Source organism: Brevibacillus sp. BC25 (genome assembly GCF_000282075.1).
Classification (GTDB): Bacteria; Bacillota; Bacilli; order Brevibacillales; family Brevibacillaceae; genus Brevibacillus.
This window is the reverse complement of the sequence record NZ_AKIX01000004.1, coordinates 20,523-39,710: the sequence shown is the minus strand read 5'-3', so window position 1 is coordinate 39,710 and position 19,188 is coordinate 20,523. Positions and strand designations below refer to the sequence as shown.

General features: G+C 50.7%; 18 protein-coding genes. 14 read left to right on the top strand and 4 right to left on the bottom strand.

The annotated features are described in order from the left end of the window. The first annotated feature begins 116 nt into the window (after positions 1-116). Complete coding sequence (locus PMI05_RS00555) at positions 117-902, top strand: DUF2161 domain-containing phosphodiesterase (RefSeq protein ID WP_007715894.1); 786 nt, start codon at positions 117-119, stop codon at positions 900-902. Positions 903-932: 30 nt separating this feature from the next. On the opposite strand, the gene PMI05_RS00550 is transcribed toward PMI05_RS00555, so the two are convergent. Genes PMI05_RS00550 through PMI05_RS00540 form a run of 3 tightly spaced genes read right to left on the bottom strand, consistent with a single transcriptional unit; the run spans position 933 to position 2,739 of the window. Next, positions 933-2,138, bottom strand: coding sequence for an NAD(P)/FAD-dependent oxidoreductase (locus PMI05_RS00550; RefSeq protein ID WP_007715891.1), 1,206 nt, complete (start codon positions 2,136-2,138; stop codon positions 933-935). Next, entirely contained in the window at positions 2,135-2,470 is a 336-nt protein-coding gene (locus PMI05_RS00545; RefSeq protein WP_007715888.1) for a (2Fe-2S)-binding protein, read from the bottom strand. The genes PMI05_RS00550 and PMI05_RS00545 overlap by 4 nt, the downstream gene beginning before the upstream one ends. Then, entirely contained in the window at positions 2,467-2,739 is a 273-nt protein-coding gene (locus tag PMI05_RS00540; protein ID WP_007715887.1) for a (2Fe-2S)-binding protein, read from the bottom strand. Before PMI05_RS00540 ends, PMI05_RS00545 begins: the two co-directional genes overlap by 4 nt. Positions 2,740-2,887: 148 nt before the next feature. Here PMI05_RS00540 and PMI05_RS00535 point away from each other — a divergent pair, with 148 nt between their 5' ends. The 7 genes from PMI05_RS00535 to PMI05_RS00505 all read left to right on the top strand — a co-directional run bounded on the left by PMI05_RS00535 (position 2,888) and on the right by PMI05_RS00505 (position 10,419). Beyond that, positions 2,888-3,955, top strand: a complete 1,068-nt coding sequence (locus tag PMI05_RS00535; RefSeq protein ID WP_007715885.1) for a Xaa-Pro peptidase family protein — start codon at positions 2,888-2,890, stop codon at positions 3,953-3,955. A 222-nt stretch (positions 3,956-4,177) separates the two neighbouring features. Beyond that, positions 4,178-5,845, top strand: coding sequence for a peptide ABC transporter substrate-binding protein (locus PMI05_RS00530; RefSeq protein ID WP_007715883.1), 1,668 nt, complete (start codon positions 4,178-4,180; stop codon positions 5,843-5,845). Positions 5,846-5,866: 21 nt separating this feature from the next. Beyond that, entirely contained in the window at positions 5,867-7,012 is a 1,146-nt protein-coding gene (locus PMI05_RS00525; RefSeq protein ID WP_007715878.1) for a branched-chain amino acid ABC transporter substrate-binding protein, read from the top strand. A gap of 41 nt (positions 7,013-7,053) precedes the next feature. Continuing rightward, positions 7,054-7,956 carry a branched-chain amino acid ABC transporter permease gene (locus PMI05_RS00520; protein WP_007715875.1) on the top strand — a complete coding sequence of 301 codons (903 nt, stop codon included), beginning with the start codon at positions 7,054-7,056 and terminating at the stop codon, positions 7,954-7,956. Positions 7,957-7,959: 3 nt separating this feature from the next. Beyond that, entirely contained in the window at positions 7,960-8,967 is a 1,008-nt protein-coding gene (locus PMI05_RS00515) for a branched-chain amino acid ABC transporter permease (RefSeq protein WP_007715872.1), read from the top strand. Continuing rightward, the gene (locus PMI05_RS00510) at positions 8,930-9,706 is read left to right on the top strand and encodes an ABC transporter ATP-binding protein (RefSeq protein WP_007715869.1); all 777 of its coding nucleotides are present in this window, start codon (positions 8,930-8,932) and stop codon (positions 9,704-9,706) included. The genes PMI05_RS00515 and PMI05_RS00510 overlap by 38 nt, the downstream gene beginning before the upstream one ends. Further along, entirely contained in the window at positions 9,703-10,419 is a 717-nt protein-coding gene (locus tag PMI05_RS00505; RefSeq protein WP_007715867.1) for an ABC transporter ATP-binding protein, read from the top strand. The genes PMI05_RS00510 and PMI05_RS00505 overlap by 4 nt, the downstream gene beginning before the upstream one ends. A gap of 660 nt (positions 10,420-11,079) precedes the next feature. On the opposite strand, the gene PMI05_RS00495 is transcribed toward PMI05_RS00505, so the two are convergent. Continuing rightward, positions 11,080-12,735, bottom strand: coding sequence for a sigma-54 interaction domain-containing protein (locus tag PMI05_RS00495; RefSeq protein WP_369751175.1), 1,656 nt, complete (start codon positions 12,733-12,735; stop codon positions 11,080-11,082). A 237-nt stretch (positions 12,736-12,972) separates the two neighbouring features. Between PMI05_RS00495 and PMI05_RS00490 the strand changes: the two genes are divergently transcribed. The 6 genes from PMI05_RS00490 (at position 12,973) to PMI05_RS00465 (ending at position 19,124) form a co-directional block, all read left to right on the top strand. Further along, the gene (locus PMI05_RS00490; protein WP_007715860.1) at positions 12,973-14,166 is read left to right on the top strand and encodes an FAD-binding oxidoreductase; all 1,194 of its coding nucleotides are present in this window, start codon (positions 12,973-12,975) and stop codon (positions 14,164-14,166) included. Beyond that, positions 14,163-15,188, top strand: coding sequence for a proline racemase family protein (locus PMI05_RS00485; RefSeq protein ID WP_007715857.1), 1,026 nt, complete (start codon positions 14,163-14,165; stop codon positions 15,186-15,188). The genes PMI05_RS00490 and PMI05_RS00485 overlap by 4 nt, the downstream gene beginning before the upstream one ends. Positions 15,189-15,219: 31 nt before the next feature. Beyond that, positions 15,220-16,104 (top strand): dihydrodipicolinate synthase family protein, encoded by an 885-nt coding sequence (locus PMI05_RS00480; RefSeq protein ID WP_007715856.1) that lies wholly within the window; start codon positions 15,220-15,222, stop codon positions 16,102-16,104. Positions 16,105-16,117: 13 nt separating this feature from the next. Beyond that, complete coding sequence (locus tag PMI05_RS00475) at positions 16,118-17,557, top strand: aldehyde dehydrogenase family protein (protein ID WP_007715855.1); 1,440 nt, start codon at positions 16,118-16,120, stop codon at positions 17,555-17,557. A gap of 43 nt (positions 17,558-17,600) precedes the next feature. Continuing rightward, entirely contained in the window at positions 17,601-18,605 is a 1,005-nt protein-coding gene (locus PMI05_RS00470; RefSeq protein WP_007715854.1) for a proline racemase family protein, read from the top strand. 153 nt (positions 18,606-18,758) lie between these two features. After that, positions 18,759-19,124 carry a YisL family protein gene (locus PMI05_RS00465; protein WP_007715853.1) on the top strand — a complete coding sequence of 122 codons (366 nt, stop codon included), beginning with the start codon at positions 18,759-18,761 and terminating at the stop codon, positions 19,122-19,124. The last annotated feature ends 64 nt before the right edge of the window (positions 19,125-19,188 follow it).

Sequence of the window (19,188 nt, the reverse complement as noted above, 5' to 3'; positions counted from 1 at the left end):
GTCGAGGACTTATCCACACACTCTTAGCAATCATGCGTATTCAGTTTTGAAGGAATAACGAAGAGAGGAGTCAATCCACTGGATTGGCTCTTTTTCCTATAAGAGAAGGGGAGCACATGGAACCAAAAGCAGAGAAGAAATATGAAGCTGACATGTACGAACCGATTCGGAATTATTTTGTCGCACAAGGATATGACGTTTTTGGCGAGGTCAAGCATTGCGATTTAACGGCCATCAAAGGCGAGGAACTGATCATTGTTGAGTTCAAGCGCAACCTAAGTGTGGAATTGCTCATACAGGCAACCAAACGACAGCGCTATACCGATTTTGTCTATATAGCAATTCCGAAGCCCAGATACAAATTGTTTTCGAAAAAATGGCAAGATATATGCTACTTGGTTAGACGTCTCGAGCTCGGTCTCATTCTCGTGTCCTTCCCAAAAAGAGGGCCCGCAGTCATGGAAGTGAATATTTCACCGGGACCGTTTGATCGGGTAAAAAGCAAGCAATTCAATCAAAAAAAGCGAAACCGCATCATTGAAGAGATGCGGGGAAGATACGGCGATTACAATGTTGGCGGCAGCTATCAAACCAAGCTCATGACGGCTTACAAGCAGAGCTGCATTCAAATAGCGACGTTGCTTCAGCAGTATGGGCCGTTATCGCCTAAATTACTCAAGAGTAAAGGGGCGGGGGAGAAAACCTCGTCGATTCTTATCCAAAATCATTATGGTTGGTTTACCCGTGTGCAACGCGGGCTGTATGCGATCACTCCGACAGGAGAGAGAGAAATCGCGGAGAATCCTGAACTCATTGCTTACTATCGAGAACAGGCAGAGGAAATACAGGGTACACTTACGCTGGACTCAGAAAAACAAAGGCAGCCTGCCGTGAAAGAATAACAGGCTGCCTTTTCCTATTGAAAGAATGAATTAGTGCGCGATCCATTCTGCTGTCATTTGTCCCACCAGTGCACGCCCAGCCACAATGTCTGGATGGAACTGGATCGTTGCATTTTGCCGGACGATTTTCACCTGTTGAATGGCATCCGATAATGGCTGTTCATTCGCCAGCTTCCCCCGAGCTTTTGCGATAGAAAGTCCCGCGACCGTGCCTTGAGCCATTGCCACTTTGGCACTTTCAATTCCCGTGATATTGCCGGCAACATAGAGTCCAGGGACTGGCGTTCGCATGTTTTCATTGTGTAAGGGGACATGCCCGCCCAAGGAGGGAACATAGGCAAAAGGGCACCCGGAAATCGCTGCCAATTCGGCGAGTGGACTTAATCCGCCTGCGATACAGACGAAATCAGCTGGAATGACTTGTTCGGTTCCAACTATGGGTGAGCCATCGGCTGCAACTCGGGCGATACGGACACCCTCGACTTGAGACGTTCCGACGATCTCCACTGCTGCTGTTCGTAGTTGAATCGGGATGTCCCACATAGAAAACCCGTTTGAGGGGTAGAGGGACACTGCCAGCTTTTGCATCCATGAACTTCCCATCAGTTTGCTCCCCAGCCGAATCATTAGAGAAGGTGCAAGATGGGCGACCCGCAATAAGGATTGCATTACTGCTTGTGGTTGCCCCGTAGTGCCACTGACAGTCGTACATGGTGGGAGTATCATTCGATCCACCGTAATTCCAGCCAACTGCAATTCCCGGGATATCGCGACTGATAAGACATTGATTCCAATGACTACCCCGCGTTGTCCTACTCGCACGCGCTGCACATTTGTCATGACTTGAGCAGCTCCGATGGACATCACGCCAGGTAACGTCCACCCTGGCACGGGTACGGCTGCTTCAGAAGCACCCGTTGCGATCAGGAGCAATGGGACTGTCATTTCCCCCTGTGTCGTAGAGACGACCCAGCCATTCTGGGATTGCGTCAAATGAAAGACGGAGACGCCGCAGGAGATCTCTACACCGAGATGTTTCGCTTCCTCCGTGAGCCGGGCTGCCTCATCCAGTCCATTCCACCACACACCGTCCGGTTCTTCGTGAAGCTGTCCAAGCAAGCGGCCCCCAGGGCGATAGAACTCATCGACTACACGAACAGCCAATCCCTGCCTAGCACTTGAAATTGCTGCAGATAAGCCCGCTGGTCCAGCCCCGATGATGAGAAGGTCGATCATGTACCATGCCCTCCTTTTTTCAAGGGAGTAGGAAGGAGAGAACCCGCAGTCACTTGCATGCCTTCCTGCACAAGCGTCATACATGCACGCACGGTAGGAACACCATCTACATGGACGCGACATTCATAGCAGTGACCGATATTGCAGTAAATTCCTCGCGGTGTTCCTTTTTCCTCATGCACCCGAAGCGTACGGACCCCTGCGGCCAATAGGGCTCCCGCAATCGTTTCGCCTTCGTAAGCCGTATAGACAGAGCCGTTATAATAAAAAGGAAGCTGCTTTCTGTCACCGAGTGAACCGAGGACCGGATGGTGATCAATTCGTTGACTCATGTCCGTTGCCCCCCAAGCGTTTGAAATGAGACAGGACGGATAGGCGGTTGGTATCCAAGAGGTACAGTATGAGAAGGCGCTTGGCCAGTTACTTGCGCAATGACCTGATCGATCAATGTACGGCAGGTTCTCCCACCGCAGCAGCCCATGCCTGCTCTGGTCCGTAGCTTCAGCTCGCGTGCGGTACATTGGTAGGTTTGGGCGGTCTCTACCAATTCAGCGAGAGTTACTTCTTCACAACGGCAGATAATCAATGGATGCGATTCCATGATGAAGCCTCCTTTCATTCTTGTTTGATGAAAATGCAAGTGTCGTGCCATGGGAAGTAGAGAGAGAGCGTCCTGGCTGGCACAATACTTGCTGAATATTCTCAAAGAAATAGCCCAATCACGACAAAACAAAAGAGGGATGACAGAGATGGAAAAAGTAACAAGACTGCGTGAGCAATTCGATTCATTTGGGATTGACGGGATGTTGATCACCAATGGACAAAACCGCCGATACCTCACAAACTTTACAGGTACATACGGAGTTGTTCTCATTTCAAGGGACCAGGCCAAGCTCTTCACAGATTTCCGTTACACAGCCCAAGCGCAAGCACAAGCAACAGGGTTTGAGATCGTTTATTTGCCAACAAAAGAATCCGTTTACAGCGAAGTAGCGCGTCAGGCGGAAGCGATGGGGATCAATCATCTCGGCTTTGAGGAGGAGAATGTCTCATTTGCTTTGCATCGCAAATACACCGAGGCCGTCCAAACAGCATTCATTCCGACGTCAGGTGTCATTGAGGGATTGCGGATGATTAAGACAAAGGAAGAACTGGCGATCATCCGAACAGCTGCGCAAATCGCCGATGCGGCATTTTCCCATATTACTTCCTTCCTGCGTCCTGGTATCACAGAGCTCGCGGTGTCTAATGAATTGGAAATGTTCATGAGAAAGGAAGGGGCGTCGGGTTCTGCTTTTGACATCATTGTTGCTTCTGGTTATCGTTCCGCACTTCCTCATGGCGTAGCGAGCGAAAAAATGATTGAAGCCGGAGATATGGTCACGTTGGACTTTGGCGCATTGTACCAAGGGTATCGCTCTGATATTACCCGTACGGTTGCTGTTGGCACTCCTGATGAACAACTCAAAGCCATCTACGAGATCGTTTTGGAAGCACGCAATCGGGCAGTTGCGGGCATTCGTCCTCGCATTACCGGGAAAGAGGCAGACGCCTTCGCACGGGACTACATCACGGAGCACGGCTATGGCGAGCGATTTGGACATGGGATGGGGCATGGAGTGGGCCTCGATATTCATGAGGAGCCATTTATGTCCACACGTTGCACCGCTGTACTCCAAGAAGGCATGATTTTGACCGTGGAGCCGGGGATTTATATCCCAGAGCTGGGTGGGGTCCGTATCGAAGACGATTTGGTTGTCACAGAGAATGGCAATGAGGTGCTGACACATTCACCGCGCGAATTGATCATTTTATAAATCGAGAGACAAAAGCCTTGGCCGAGTAAGTGGGCTGAGGCTTTTTTTTGTTTACCAGCGGTGTCTAAGATTTGAAACACAACAAGCATTACAGTGTACAAAAAAATTTACAAAGACCAACTCTAGAACGAAGCCACTGCCGCCTTCATTTTTGGCACATCTCTTGCATTCTGATAATTCTGAAAACCAACACATAACGACTGAACAATGGGGGTTGATCAAATGAAAAAAAGTATGTTCGCAGTAATGAGTAGCCTAGCAGTCATGGGATTAGCGTTAGCAGGATGTGGAGGAGGACAGCCAGCAGCAAAGCCAGCCGAGCAAGCATCACAAAGTGGACAGTCGAGCACACAGCCAGCACCTGCCACCACGGCTAAAGAAACAGAAAAAGCCCAAATCCTACGCTGGAATCTTCACTCCGAACCACCTACAGGTGATCCTGGACTTGCGGAAGACACGACTTCTGCTGCCATCGTCAAAGCAGTATTTGATGGACTGACACGCATCGGGCCTTCGGGCAAGCCAGAGGAAGCAGTAGCCGAGAAGATTGAAGTATCTAGTGATATGAAAACATACACCTTCAAGCTGAGAGACTCCAAGTGGAGCAACGGAGAACCAGTAACGGCGCATGATTTCGAATACGCGTGGAAGCGAGCTCTCGATCCGAAGACTGCGTCCAATTACGCCTACCAGCTCTATTACATCAAGAATGCGGAGAATGCGAACAAAGGGACTGGCAGCTTGAATGATGTCGGCGTAAAAGCATTGGATGACAAGACCCTTCAAGTAGAGTTGACGAATCCAACCCCGTTTTTTCTGGAGCTAACCGCCTTCCAAACTTATTTCCCGGTAAATAAAAAGGTAATCGAGGCAGATGAAAAATGGGCTGGAGAAGCCAAAACACACGTAGGAAATGGTCCATTCAAAATGGAGTCTTGGGAACACAAAAGCAAAATGGTACTCGTGAAAAACGACAACTACTGGGACAAAGATAGTGTCAAGCTGGACAAGATCGAGTTCTCGATGGTGGAGGATGAAAACACAGAGCTGTCCATGTTCGAAAATGGCGAGATTGACTGGGCAGGCAGTCCGTTAAGCTCGCTGCCAACAGATGCGATGCCAGCGCTTAAAGACAGCGGAAAGCTGCAAGTGAAGCCGGTCGGTGCTACCTACTGGTACAAGTTCAATACAGAGAAACCTCCGTTCAATAACGTGAAGATTCGTAAAGCTTTTGCCTACGCCATTAACCGTCAAATCTTGATCGACAACGTACTCCAAGCGAATCAGCAGCCAGCGATGGCAGCAGTTCCTCCGACAATGGGACTCAATACGGGAGGCTATTTCAAAGACAATGATCAAGAAACGGCCAACAAGCTGTTAGAAGAAGGAATGAAAGAGCTGGGCATCTCTAAACTGCCGCCGATCAAACTCAGCTACAACACGTCGGAAGGGCATAAAAAGATCGCAGAAGCGATTCAGGACCAATGGCGTCAAAACCTTGGTGCAGAAGTGAAGCTGGAAAATCAGGAATGGAAGGTGTACCTCGAGACCATGCACGAGGGCAACTATCAGGTCGGGCGTCTCGGTTGGTCGGGTGACTTCAACGATCCGATCAACTTCCTAGAGCTGTTCAAGGAAAAGGACGGAGGAAACAATGACACGCGCTGGGAGAATCCGAGATTCAAAGAGCTGCTGAATCAGTCAGCCACCGAGAGTGATCCGGAAAAGCGCAAGGCGATTCTGCGTGAAGCCGAGCAAATCATGATGGATGAAATGCCGATTATGCCGATCTACTTCTATACGCATACATGGGTGAAGAATGACAAGGTAAAAGGAATCTTCCAGGATGGTCTAGGCGCAATCGACTGGAAATGGGCATCAATCGAATAATATTCGAATGGGGGATGGGCTATGAAAAAGTGGGGAAGCGTGATAGTCGCAACGACGCTGACTTTTTCGCTGGCTGTAGCGGGATGTGCCAATCAAGGAGCTTCTACGGGAGGTGCAGACGCTAGCGAGATACTCGTTGGTGTGATTTTACCAGTAACTGGTAACAACGCAACGGATGGAAAAGACATGCAAAACGCCATCGAAATGGCTGTCAAAAAAATAAACGACAGCGGTGGAGTTGTTGGAAAAAAATTGAAAATCGAAGTAGCTGATGATGGTTGTGATCCACAAATGGCGACGACAGCAGCCAATAAGCTGGTCTCTCAAAACGTAGTAGCTGTCGTCGGTGGTTACTGCTCAGGTGCGACACTACCCTCATCGGGTGTATTCAAAAATGCCAACATTCCCATGATCGTTCCCGCAGCCAACTCAGCCAAATTACCCGCTCAGGGCTATGACACCCTCTTTTTGATCAATGGCCTAACCCCAGATCAAGCACAGACCGCAGCAGATTACATGGCAGCAAACCAGGCGAAAAAAGTCGTGCTCATCCATGACAATTCTGCCTACGCTAAAGACCTGGCCGATTTTGCCAAAGCGTCCGTTGAGAAATCCGGCGGAACCGTCATTGCGTACGAAGCGATCAACCCCGAAGAAAAAGATTTCAGTGCGCTGGTCACAAAAATAAAAGGTCTCCAGCCTGACGCGACGTATTTTACCGGCTATTATGCGGCTGGCGGACTCATGGTCAAACAATTCAAGCAAAAAGGCGTTTCCGGTCTGTTCTTCGCAGGCGATGGCTCATTCAGTGAGGACGTCATCAAGATTGCAGGCGCAGACAATGCGGAAGGACTTTTGATTACCGCGACACCTACATCGGAATTCATCGAGGGGGCAGAAGCGTTCACTTCTGAGTACAAGCAGACGTACAACAACATGGCACCGGGGCCTTTCTCAGCGTTGAGCTACAATGCGGTCAATCTGCTGGCAGATGCGATTGGGCGGGCGAACTCGACTGATCGTGACGCCATCAAAAAAGCGATCAAAGAAACAAAGGATTTCAAGGCGCTCGGACAAACGATCTCGTTCAACTCCCAAAATACGCTGGATACCTCCAACTTCGCCGTTTTGAAAGTGACGGGTGGCAAGTTCACGTTAGCGAAGTAGGGCATACGTCAATCATTGCCTCAAGTAAGGATGGTGGAGGAATGGATATTCTCGTCCAAACACTGGCGGACGGACTGGTCATCGGTGCTTTTTACAGTTTGATCGCTTTGGGCTACACGATGGTTTTTGGCATTATCAAGCTGCTCAACTTCGCGCATGGCGATTTGTACATGCTCGGTGCATTTGTCGGCTATACCTTGCTCAGCGTGCTCGGCGGAGATTCTTCTGGGTCAGGCTTGATGGGAATATTGATTGTTTTATTGCTGACGATGGTGATTGTCGGCGTCATCGGGATGGGGATCGAGAGGGTGGCTTATCGGCCGCTCCTGTTGGCTCCACGACTCTCGATCCTGATTACGGCAATTGGTGTCTCTCTCTTTTTGGAAAACGGTTCGATGATTGTTTGGGGGGCGCAGTATCAAGTGTATCCCTTGCAGCTTTCTCACGACGGCATTAGCCTGCTAGGGGCCAAAATTACGTATGTCCAAATCGGGCTTGTCGTCATCTCGGCACTTTTAATGCTGAGCTTGCATCTATTCATCAATCGCTCGCTGTACGGCAAGGCTATGCGGGCGATTGCGCTCGACCAGACGGCTTGTCATTTAATGGGCATCCATGTGCATAAAGTCATTGGCTTGACCTTTTTCATCGGTGCTTCGTTGGCAGCAGGTGCAGGCACGATGGCAGGTGCTTATTACGGAACCGTCAATTTCATGATGGGCTTTATCATTGGACTCAAGGCGTTTACGGCGGCGGTTTTGGGCGGGATTGGCAGCATTCCGGGTGCGATGCTGGGCGGGCTGCTGCTCGGGATGATGGAGACAGCCGGAACATTTATTTTCGGCGGTTCATGGAAGGACGTCGTGGCGTTTTCCCTGTTGATCTTAATTCTCGTATTAAAGCCAACGGGCATCATGGGTGAGAAAGTGACAGAGAGGATGTAGCGGATGAATCCATCTCGAAAAAAAATCGCTGTTGTCCTGTTGCTCGCCGTCGCGTGTGTACTGCCGTTTCTGTCCAATAATTACTGGTTGGATGTTGCGACACTTGCCTTGTTCTACGTTGTCTTGGCCCAGGGGCTGAATGTGGTAGTCGGCTTTGCCGGATTACTCGACTTGGGCTACGCCGCCTTTTTTGCGGTAGGAGCTTATACGACAGGCATTCTAATGACGGTCTATCAATGGTCGTTTTGGATGACCTTGCCTGTGGCCATGGTATTTGCGGCTATTGTGGGTGTGATTATCGGGGCGCCGACACTTCGGCTACGCAGTGACTATCTGGCAATCGTCACCCTCGGCTTTGGAGAAATCATTCGTATTTTAGCGATTAATCTTACTATTACCGGATCAGCTTCAGGCATTTACGGAATCCCACGTCCTTCTATTGGGGGCTATGTTCTTGGAGGCCAGATCGACTTTTACTATTTGATCTTGATCATTGCTGTTTTGGTGGTCGTGGCTGTAAAACGGTTGGGCACATCACGCATCGGCAGGGCGTGGATGTATATCCGCGAGGACGAGGATGCTGCCGAGGCGATGGGCATTAACCGGATCAATATGAAGCTGCTGGCGTATTCGATCGGAGCTGTCATCGGGAGTCTGGCTGGTTCTGTTTTTGCTGTCAAAATGAGTGCGATTGCGCCGCTTAGCTTTAGTTTTACCCAGTCCATCATGATACTTTTGGCAGTGGTATTAGGAGGCTTGGGCAGCATTCCCGGCGTCGTTTTGGGCGCCGTGTTGGTCATTGCCTTGCCGGAGCTGCTACGCTCAGTGGAAGATTGGCGGTATTTGATCTTCGGCGCCGCACTGGTCGCGATGATGCTGTTTCGCCCCCAAGGACTGTGGCCTGCCCGCTATGAGATGAAACGAGGCGCTAGACATGGCGAGACCGAGGAGGCTACGGAAGGGGGCAGCGGTAATGACGTCAAGCTTGACAGTGAAAAATGTAACGCTTAAATTCGGCGGTCTGACTGCGGTAAACGATTTGTCTTTTGCTATCAGCCCAGGCTCGATCAGCAGTATCATTGGCCCGAATGGAGCGGGGAAAACATCCGTCTTCAACATGATCACCGGATTTTACCGTCCGACTGCGGGGCAGATCATCCTTGAAGGCAACCAGCTCGTGGGAAAAAAGCCAAGCCAAATCACACGGATCGGCATGGCGCGAACGTTTCAAAACTTGCGGCTGTTTCCGAATTTGACGGTCTTGGATAATGTTAAATCAGGCATGCACAGCCGCACGAGCCAAACTGTCTGGGGAGCACTATGGCAGACTAGGGCACAGCGCCGTGAGGAACAGTTGATCGAGGATACGGCAAGGGACTGCCTTCGCTTCGTGGGGATAGAAGACAGTTGCTGGCGCATTGCTAAAAACTTGCCGTATGGCGCTCAGCGTTATTTGGAAATCGCGCGGGCCTTAGCTACCAAGCCGCGAGTGTTGCTCCTCGATGAGCCTGCTGCGGGGCTGAATTATGAGGAGAAGGAAGACCTGATTGCTTTGATCAAGCGAATCCGCACCCATTACGAGTTGACAGTACTGATCATCGAGCACGATATGGCTTTGATCAAAAAAATCTCGGAAAAAGTAATCGTCCTCGACTACGGACAGAAGATCGCAGAGGGAACTCCAGAGGATGTACTCAGCAATCCGCGTGTCGTAGAAGCCTACCTCGGAAAGGAGGAGGAGGCAATATGACACCACTTTTGACAATCCGCGGCATTCATTCGTTTTACGGAAAAATTGAAGCGCTTAAAGGCATCGACCTGCACGTGCATGAAGGAGAGATTGTCGCACTGCTAGGCAGCAATGGTGCTGGCAAGAGCACGATACTCAAAACGATTTCTGGAATCGTTCGACCAAACAGTGGAGATGTCTTGCTTCACGAACAGAGTCTCGTAGGCTGGGCTCCTCACCAAATTGTCGAGGTTGGCATCATCCATGTACCAGAGGGCAGGCGGATTTTTGCTGGCTTGACTGTGCGTGAAAATCTGGAGCTAGGTGGTTTTACACAGAGAAAAGAGAAGGCGGCCATCGCAGAGGGGATTGAGCAGGCATTCGCGCTGTTCCCTCGATTGAAGGAGCGGAGTGAACAAATGGGAGGAACGCTGAGCGGAGGAGAGCAGCAAATGCTCGCAATCTGCCGCGGTCTCATGGCACGTCCAAAGCTCTTGATGCTAGATGAGCCGTCGATGGGGCTTGCCCCGATTATTGTGCAGGAGATCATGAATATAATCAGAGAAATAAACAGGCAAGGCACGACAATTCTTTTGATCGAACAAAATGCCAAGGCAGCATTGAAGCTTGCTCATCGCGGCTATGTAATGGAGACAGGGCGCATCGTCATGGAAAATAAGGCAGACGTTCTCAGGGCCGATGATTCGATCGTCAAGGCGTATTTGGGTGCGTAGGCCGCGTGCCCGATGACAAAGGAGGAATCAACCATGGAATTGATCCGTATTTTGTCTGAGGTGTTGCCTCCCAAAGAGGGGCGAAGGTTTCCAGATTTTTGTTCACGTTGGCGTGCGTTTTTTGCTTGTAAAAAGAGGCTGTAGTGGAGGAAGAAGCGTATTTCCAGTCTACGCTTCGGCCTACGCCCCGCAAGGGGGATTGACTGTCCGCTTCGAAATGAATGGCGGGAGCGCTTCAAACGTAGAAGTTTCGAAGAGGTATTCCATAAGTGAAGCTGAAATTCCCCGCCATTCATTCCTACGCTGGGGCGGGCTCCAGAGGCGCTTGGACTGGAAATCCGCTTCTTCTTACGCGGCTTTTGTAAAACATGATTGTAAGTCGATCGAAGAAGGCAACAAGCAATCATTGAGTCATCAAAACGACCCGCAAATGCTTCACGATCGTAATTCGATAACACAAGATGATCAGCTAATACAAGGATTCTACCTTGACCAACCCCAGAAACGATTTGAAAAGCACGATGAACACCCAACAGCTAGAAAAGCCCTGCCACATGTTTGTAAGGAGACCGCCCGAACGAAGAGAGGATACAGGCGACTGGAAAACATGTGGCAGGGCTTCCCCATACACAACCGTTGACGAACAACGTATTTTCTTTTTTACTTCCCCAATTTGTTATACAGAGTGGCCCGCGATATGCCAAGTCTTTTCGCAGCAGCCTGCTTGTTGCCGTTTTCCAGCTCGATGGCTCGCAAAATGACACGGCGCTCATGCGCTTCGATTTCTTCTTGCAGGGAAAAGAGATCGGGAGGGAGCTCAATCGGTACCTGTTTCGTCTGACCTTGTAAGGAATACGGCAAATCCTCTTCTTTGATAATACCGTCCGTCGCAAATACCACCAATCGTTCAATGGCATTTCGCAGCTCGCGAATGTTTCCTGGCCAGTCGTATTGGAGCAGGTTTTGCATCACATTTTGCGAGATGGCATGAATGGGACGGTTGTAACGTAAAGAGAATTCATAGAGAAAAAAGTGGGCGAGCTCAATCGTATCTTCAATGCGTTCTCGAAGCGGAGGAATTTTCAGTGTCACGACATTGAGCCGATAGAACAGGTCTTGGCGAAACTTCCCTTCCTTCACTAACTCCTCCAAATTTTTATTCGTGGCGGCAATTATGCGGAAGTCCGCCTCAATCTGCTTGGTCCCTCCGACCGAATAATACTTTTTCTCTTGAAGCACGCGAAGCAGCTTCACTTGCATATCGAGCGGCATTTCTCCTACCTCGTCGAGAAACAACGTTCCTCCACGTGCCAGCTCAATCATTCCTTTTTTCCCTTTTTGATCCGCACCAGAGAAGGCACCTTTCTCGTACCCGAACAGCTCGCTTTCAAACAAAGTAGGCGAAATCGCACCGCAGTTGATGGCGATAAAGGGCGCATTTGAGCCTTCCCGCACATCATGCACGGATTTGGCGAAAAGCTCCTTGCCGACGCCACTCTCCCCTGTGATCAAGACGGTTGCTTGTGTAGCGCTGAGCTTTTGGATCATGGACTTGATATGCCGAATAGGGAGACTCGTTCCCTTGATCTGTGCAAATGGATCAGGGGTCGGACTGAGCTTTGCCATTTCCTGCTGCAAATGATTCACTTTTTTATTGGCGTTCAACAGCTCCTGGTTTAGTCGGACCTGGCTCGTGATATCGGTTTCCGCCGCGACAGCACCGATGATTTTGTCATGCAAATAGATCGGATTGGTATTGATGAGCACGACGAGATCTTCCCGCGGCTGATGCTGATGACGGTAGAGAGACTGTCCGCTTTGCAGAGATTTGAGTGTTTCGAGCATTTCGAGCGGGAAAAATTCGGTGATCGGGCGACCCATCGTTTCTTTTGCTTTCAAGGAAAAGATTCGTTCAGCGCCTTCCGTCCAAACCATCACACGTGCTTTTTCGTCGATGACGGATATGGATGCATCCATGGTCTTAATCATCGTCTCGAAATATGCTTCCAAGATCTCGTACGAGGAAAAAATGGCTTGTATGACTGCACCTCGATGAAGGTAGCCGACAGGGACTCCGGGCTGTTTTTCAATCAGGAGATAGTTGTGAGTAGCTAGCAGGTGGATGGCGTCGGCCAATGTTGAATCCAGTGTTGTCACAGCTGCTGGTTCCCAAGGGGCTTGTGTGCAGTCGATCGTCAAGTTGACGGTTAAATGGGAGGAATCGGTGACATACCAGCTGGTTTGACGCTGGGCAAATACAGGAATGGTTTTGACCAACGGAGGAGGGAGAAGCTCTTGGTCGTTGAAAATCTGCATGTTTGTCTGTATCAACTCGGTTAAGGCAGGAAGTTTGTGATTCAACTCGATCATCCCTTTTAAAAGAGGTAGTTCAAGTGTATAAAATTTTGAACATTTTCTCATTTATTATACATTCGCTCTTTCAGTTGTCAAAGAATTTAGACGAAATATTTTAGAAATCGCGCTTGGAACGATTGGCATGGCTTTTGCAAAAAAGTAAGAGAGTAGCAGAATACGCATTTGAGGAGAATCAGCATGACAGTACAAACTCATGCGCAGATTGCGGTAATCGGCGGTGGCATCATCGGTGCGGCGATTGCGTATTACGCTGCAAAGGCTGGATTGGATGTCGTTGTCCTGGAAAAAGGTGAGCTGGCATCTGGGACGTCCTCGCGCTGTGACGGGAATATTTTGGCGATCGACAAGGACCCCGGCTTTGACAGTCAGATGTCCCTGAAAAGCCAGATGCTCGTTGATCAGCTAAGCCTGGAGCTGGACCAGACGTTTGAATATCGGGCACCGGGGAGCATTCTCGTCTGCGAATCAGAGGCTGAGATGGAGGCCGCCCATGAATGGGTGAGACGGCAAAAAGAAGTTGGACTGCCGTTTCGGATGTTGGACCGAGCGGATATTCGGCAGGAGTCGCCTTACTTTGCCGACGACTTGCTGGGAGGCTTGGAATGCGCCACCGATTCTACCGTCAATCCGTACATGCTGACCTTTGCCCTGTTTGAAGGAGCGAAAAAGCATGGAGCGAGGATCATGCGCCGTACAGAGGTCAAATCGCTTAGACGTGATCAGGCGACGGGAACGTTTCACATCGGGCTTGGTACCGGCAGCATGACAGCCAAGCAGGTGGTTAACGCCGCAGGGGTGTGGGCACCAGTCATTGGCAAAATGGTCGGGGTGGATATTCCAATCGTTCCGCGCAAAGGGCACTTGATCGTCGCCTCGCGGCAGATGCCGGTCGGCGTGCGAAAGGTGATGGAGTTCGGCTATCTCATCTCGAAGTTTGGTGGAGTGCGACAAGTAGACGAAGAGACAGAGAAGTATGGAGTCGCGCTCGTATTTGAACCGACAGAGAGCCAGAACTTCTTGATTGGCTCCAGTCGTCAGTTCGTAGGATTCGATACGCGGATTGATCTGAATGTCGTCAGGTGCATGGCGAGAAGAGCGCTGCGCTTTTATCCGAAGATCGCCGACTTCGCCATCATCCGCACGTATTGCGGTTTGCGCCCGTGGACAGAGGATCACTTGCCGATTATTTCTCGCGTAGAAGAAGTGCCTGGTTACTTTATCGCGGCTGGTCATGAAGGAGATGGAATCAGTCTGGCTGCCGTCACAGGCAAGCTGGTGTCCGAGATGCTAGTCGATCAGACAGACACCATCATTCCGACAGAACCGCTGCGCTTGGAACGGTTTACGAAAAAAGGAGTGTTGCATCCATGAAAGCAACGAGGGTGTTTACCACCATTGATACGCATACCGGGGGAAACCCTACCCGAACGGTAATCAGTGGTCTGCCAAAGCTTACCGGAGCCACGATGGGAGAAAAAATGCTCCAGATGAAGGCCGAGTACGACTGGATTCGCACGTTATTGATGTATGAGCCGCGCGGGCATGATGTGATGTCCGGGGCCTTGATCGTTGATCCATGTCATCCGGATGCGGATATAGGAGTGATCTATATCGAGACAGGCGGATACTTGCCGATGTGCGGCCACGATACGATCGGACTATGTACCGCGCTGGTGGAGACAGGCATGATCCCCGTGACCGAGCCGGTTACAAAGCTTACGCTCGATACGCCAGCAGGACTGGTCGAGGTAGCCATACAGGTAGAGGGAGGGAAAGCCAAGGAAGTATCGTTTGTGAACATTCCAGCCTTCCTCTATCAGCAAGATGTGACTGTAGATGTAGAAGGAATTGGAGCGGTGACCTGCGATATTGCGTACGGTGGAAACTTTTATGCCATCACGGATGCACGCAAGCTCAATCTCGAACTGACGCCAGCCCATGCATCCACCATTGTCGATACGGCCGTCACGATTCGAAAAGCGATTAATCAGACCATGGAGATCGTTCATCCAGAGAAGCTGTTTATTCGCGGACTGACTCATGTGGAGTTCTATACGGCCCCAGACAATCCGGGAGCGGATGTGAAAAATACCGTTGTCGTACCACCGGGCGGAATCGACCGATCGCCATGTGGAACAGGCACTTCCGCCAAGCTGGCAGCCTTGTTTGCCAAAGGGGAGATCGGGATAGACGAACCGTTTGTGCATGAGAGCATCGTCGGTTCTCTGTTTACAGGAAGAGTGCTGCAGGTGACGGAGGAAGGGGGGCTGCCTGCTGTCATCACCCGAATTGCAGGCTCGGCCTGGCTGATGGGCAAGCATACGATTTTTTACAATCCGGAAGACGAGCTGGCGAATGGCTTTTTGCTCATACCAGCCGCAACTGATCATTAAAACAAAACCCAAATGTGAGAGGAGAATGAAGATGGGAAGATTTGAAGGAGTGTACGTGGCGATTGTCACGCCGTTTACAAACGATTATGAGGTGGATTACAAACGTTTGGCAGAATTGTGTGACTGGTTGATTCAGGAGGGCGTAGACGGATTGGTTCCGTCCGGTTCGCTGGGAGAATACGCGACAATGACAGGAGAAGAGCGGGCAAAAGTCATTCAAACCGTGATCGCTGCTGCAAAAGGTCGAGTTCCGGTGGTTGTAGGCTCTGCTGCTCCGTCTACCCGTCAAGCAGTGGAATGGGTGCAATTCTCCAAGGATGCGGGAGCAGCAGGTGTGATGGCCTTGCCTCCGATTAACTACAAGCCATTGGAAAATGAGGTGTTTGCCCACTACGAGGCACTGAACACTGTCGGGCTGCCGATTATTGCCTATAACAATCCTCACGACTACAAAATCGACCTGACACCGGACATTTTGGCAAGACTGGCGAAGTTCGAAAATATCGTCGCTGTGAAAGAATTCTCCGGTGATGTACGCCGCATGCAGGACATTCTCGCGCAGACGGACTTGGAAGTCATGGTCGGTGTAGACGATCTCGTCATGGAGGGCGGCTTGATCGGGGCGACAGGTTGGATTTCGGGTGTGCCGAATGCGCTGCCAAAAGAAGGAGTGGAGCTGTTCCGTCTGGCACGGGCAGGCAAGCTCAGCGAAGCACAAGCGCTTTATCGCCGCTTGTTGCCACTGTTCCACTACGATGCGAGTCCACAATTGGTACAGTCGATCAAATACATGATGGAGCTGGCGAATTTCCCAGTAGGACCGACTCGTCCGCCGCGGTTGCCACTGTCTGAAGAGTACTACGCAGGAATTAAAAAGGCGTTTGACTACGCTGCCGGCGCTACTAGTGGACGATAGGGGGACGGGCAGGATGCACAGCAAAAACTGGATTGGCGGCGAATGGATGACGCCGTCAGGGAAGGAACTAACGGTCAAAAACCCGTCGCGTATCACAGAAGAAGTCGGCGTTCTACATCTGTCTGATCGGTCACATGTTTTTGCCGCTGAACAGGCAGCCCGTGCGGCACAGATCGGCTGGGCAAAACAAACGGGTGCGGCTCGTGGCGAAATCCTTTTTCAAATGGCTGCCGCATTAGAGGCAAATGCAGACAGCTTGGCACAGCTGGCAAGCCGAGAAATGGGCAAGCAGCTTGGCGAGATGCGCGGAGAAGTGGCGCGTGGGGTCAGTCTGTTGCGCTATTATGCCGGAGAAGGGATGCGTTCCAACGGCAACCTGATTCCTTCTTCAGATACGAACGTCCTGCAATACAGCCGTCGTGTTCCGCTCGGAGTCGTGGCGGTCATCACACCTTGGAACTTCCCCGTTGCGATCCCCATCTGGAAGATCGCCCCCGCACTCATTTGCGGGAACACAGTCATCTGGAAGCCAGCGGAAAATGGTTCGCTCACAGCGACACGACTAGCTGAAATATTTGCGGAAACGAAGCTACCTGCGGGTGTGTTGAATCTGGTGATTGGCAAGGGCCGAGAGATCGGCAATACACTCACGAATGAAGCTGAAGTCGATGCAGTCAGCTTTACTGGCTCATCGGAAACAGGCAGACAGATTGCCATCGCGTGCGCGGGTCGCAATATTAAATATCAAACCGAAATGGGCGGAAAAAATGTGGCAGTCGTTTTGGCTGATGCTGATCTGGACAAAACGGTTCCGATTTTGCTCAGCGGCGCGTTTCGATCGGCTGGTCAAAAATGTACCGCTACCAGCAGGATCATTGTAGAAAAAGCGATCTACCAACCACTGGTCGAGCGATTGCAATCGGCTATGGAGACGTGCCGAGTAGGAGATGCCAGTGATCTGGAAGCGTATTTGGGGCCAGTTGCCTCGGCTGCACAGTATGAGACGGTTGGGCAATACATCGCATTGGCTAACGCTGAAGCAACAGTCATTGCCCAAAGCCCATCATATGCAAAAGAGGAGCAAGGCTATTATATCCGTCCCCAAATTGTCGAGGGTGTCGCTGCCAATCATCGCCTCGTTCAGGAGGAAGTGTTCGGACCATTGGCTGTGCTTTTGACAGCAGACGGATTTGACGAGGCTGTGGAGCTGTGCAACCAGTCTGTGTACGGACTGAGTGCTTCGCTGTTCACCCGAGATTTGGCGAGTGCCCATCGCTTCTTGGATGTGGCGCAGGCGGGGATGGTTCGGGTCAATCAGGAGACGGCAGGTGTGGAATACCAGGCTCCATTTGGTGGCATGAAGCTGTCCAGCTCACATACACGGGAGCAGGGTCAGGCGGCGCTTGATTTCTACAGTACGACGAAAACATGCGCGATCAAATACGCGTGGTGATCCATCAAGCTTTTCTCCAATCGCATAAAAAGGTGAGGATGTCATGCACATCAATCAGTTGTTTACGACGATCGAGGCTCATACCGGAGGGGAGCCGCTCCGCATCATAACAGGCGGGATCCCACCGCTCGCGGGCGAGACGATTCTGGAGAAGCGACGATACTTTCGGGAGGAGCTGGACCATATCCGGCGGGTACTCATGTATGAACCGCGTGGGCATCATGGTATGTACGGCTGTGTCATGACAGAGCCCGTCAGCCCAGATGCGGCATTTGGCGTGCTGTTCATGCATAACGAGGGCTACAGTACAATGTGCGGGCATGGAATCATTGCGGTAGTGACGGCTGCCATTGAGACTGGAATGCTTCGGCTGGAAGATCCAACAGAGCGTATTGTGATTGATAGTCCGGCAGGAAGAATCATTGCACACGCCACTGTAGAAGAATCGTTGGTCCATTCCGTCTCTTTTGAAAATGTCCCCTCCTTTGTTTTGGCACAAGACGTTCCCATTGAGTGGGGAGGACGTACTTTTTCAGTGGACATTTCTTTTGGCGGAGCATTCTATGCAGTCGTACAGGCGGAAGATATCGGGGTTCAGGTAGAGATTGAGCAATTGGCCGAGCTGCAAGAGTGGGGAAGGAGAATCAAGGAACAAATCGAGGCGAAAATGGAGGTCGTTCATCCGTTGGAGTCTGAGCTCAAAGGAATTTACGGGGTGATAATCTCTGATAAGCCGAGAGTGGAAGGATCAGACCTGCGCAACGTGACGATTTTCGCCGACAAGCAGATCGATCGCTCCCCATGCGGTACAGGTACTGCGGCTCGTGTAGCCACCTTACATGCGCGAGGCAAGCTGGCTGCTGGAGAATCGTTTGTTCATGAAGGAATTGTTGGGAGCCAGTTTATCGGCAAGGTGGTAGCAACCACACAGGTGGGCAGTTATCCGGCTGTCATTCCGAGCATAGAAGGCAAGGCGTTCATCACGGGTCTGCATCAATTTGTCGTTGACCCTACGGACCCGCTGAAAGACGGATTTTTATTGCGATAGAATCGTTTGCTAGAAAAAAGAGGTTGCCGATCATAGGCAGCCTCTTTTTCATCCCCCATAAAGCCTAGTCACAATACTGCCACGCATTGGGACATCAGCATTTTTCCCCTTCTTCTGGTATAATGGACAAGATTGAATTTAGGAGTAAAGGGGTTGAATTTTTTGCCGTACAAAGCGTTAATTGAGGCGCATGTGGGTAGCTGGGAAGTCGCATTCGTGCTCTTGATCGTTGCCTACATCCTGTATCGTGTGGGCAAAGCAAAAGCAGGCAAGATCGTACATATGCTGCTCAGACTCATGATGGTCATCATTCTTGTATCGGGAGCTTGGATGCTTTTCGTGGGTCACGCAACAGATTTCTATTACTACGTGAAGGGCATTATCGCGGTTATCGCCTTCGGTTTGATGGAAATGTCCTTGGGCAAAGCAAAGCGACAAGAAGGCAGCATCGGCTTCTTCATCGGCTGTATTGTCGTTTTGGTGCTGGTTATTCTGCTTGGCTATCGCGTATTTATGTAAGATAGGCAATACAGGAAGGAAGAGGGTTTCCTCGCAAGAAATATTTGCGGGCGAAAGCCCTTTT

Coding starts and splice junctions, on each gene's coding strand:
- PMI05_RS00555 (WP_007715894.1), top strand. CDS start 117: ATGGAACCAAAAGCAGAGAAGAAATATGAAGCTGACATGTACGAACCG.
- PMI05_RS00550 (WP_007715891.1), bottom strand. CDS start 2,138: ATGATCGACCTTCTCATCATCGGGGCTGGACCAGCGGGCTTATCTGCA.
- PMI05_RS00545 (WP_007715888.1), bottom strand. CDS start 2,470: ATGAGTCAACGAATTGATCACCATCCGGTCCTCGGTTCACTCGGTGAC.
- PMI05_RS00540 (WP_007715887.1), bottom strand. CDS start 2,739: ATGGAATCGCATCCATTGATTATCTGCCGTTGTGAAGAAGTAACTCTC.
- PMI05_RS00535 (WP_007715885.1), top strand. CDS start 2,888: ATGGAAAAAGTAACAAGACTGCGTGAGCAATTCGATTCATTTGGGATT.
- PMI05_RS00530 (WP_007715883.1), top strand. CDS start 4,178: ATGAAAAAAAGTATGTTCGCAGTAATGAGTAGCCTAGCAGTCATGGGA.
- PMI05_RS00525 (WP_007715878.1), top strand. CDS start 5,867: ATGAAAAAGTGGGGAAGCGTGATAGTCGCAACGACGCTGACTTTTTCG.
- PMI05_RS00520 (WP_007715875.1), top strand. CDS start 7,054: ATGGATATTCTCGTCCAAACACTGGCGGACGGACTGGTCATCGGTGCT.
- PMI05_RS00515 (WP_007715872.1), top strand. CDS start 7,960: ATGAATCCATCTCGAAAAAAAATCGCTGTTGTCCTGTTGCTCGCCGTC.
- PMI05_RS00510 (WP_007715869.1), top strand. CDS start 8,930: ATGACGTCAAGCTTGACAGTGAAAAATGTAACGCTTAAATTCGGCGGT.
- PMI05_RS00505 (WP_007715867.1), top strand. CDS start 9,703: ATGACACCACTTTTGACAATCCGCGGCATTCATTCGTTTTACGGAAAA.
- PMI05_RS00495 (WP_369751175.1), bottom strand. CDS start 12,735: ATGCAGATTTTCAACGACCAAGAGCTTCTCCCTCCTCCGTTGGTCAAA.
- PMI05_RS00490 (WP_007715860.1), top strand. CDS start 12,973: ATGACAGTACAAACTCATGCGCAGATTGCGGTAATCGGCGGTGGCATC.
- PMI05_RS00485 (WP_007715857.1), top strand. CDS start 14,163: ATGAAAGCAACGAGGGTGTTTACCACCATTGATACGCATACCGGGGGA.
- PMI05_RS00480 (WP_007715856.1), top strand. CDS start 15,220: ATGGGAAGATTTGAAGGAGTGTACGTGGCGATTGTCACGCCGTTTACA.
- PMI05_RS00475 (WP_007715855.1), top strand. CDS start 16,118: ATGCACAGCAAAAACTGGATTGGCGGCGAATGGATGACGCCGTCAGGG.
- PMI05_RS00470 (WP_007715854.1), top strand. CDS start 17,601: ATGCACATCAATCAGTTGTTTACGACGATCGAGGCTCATACCGGAGGG.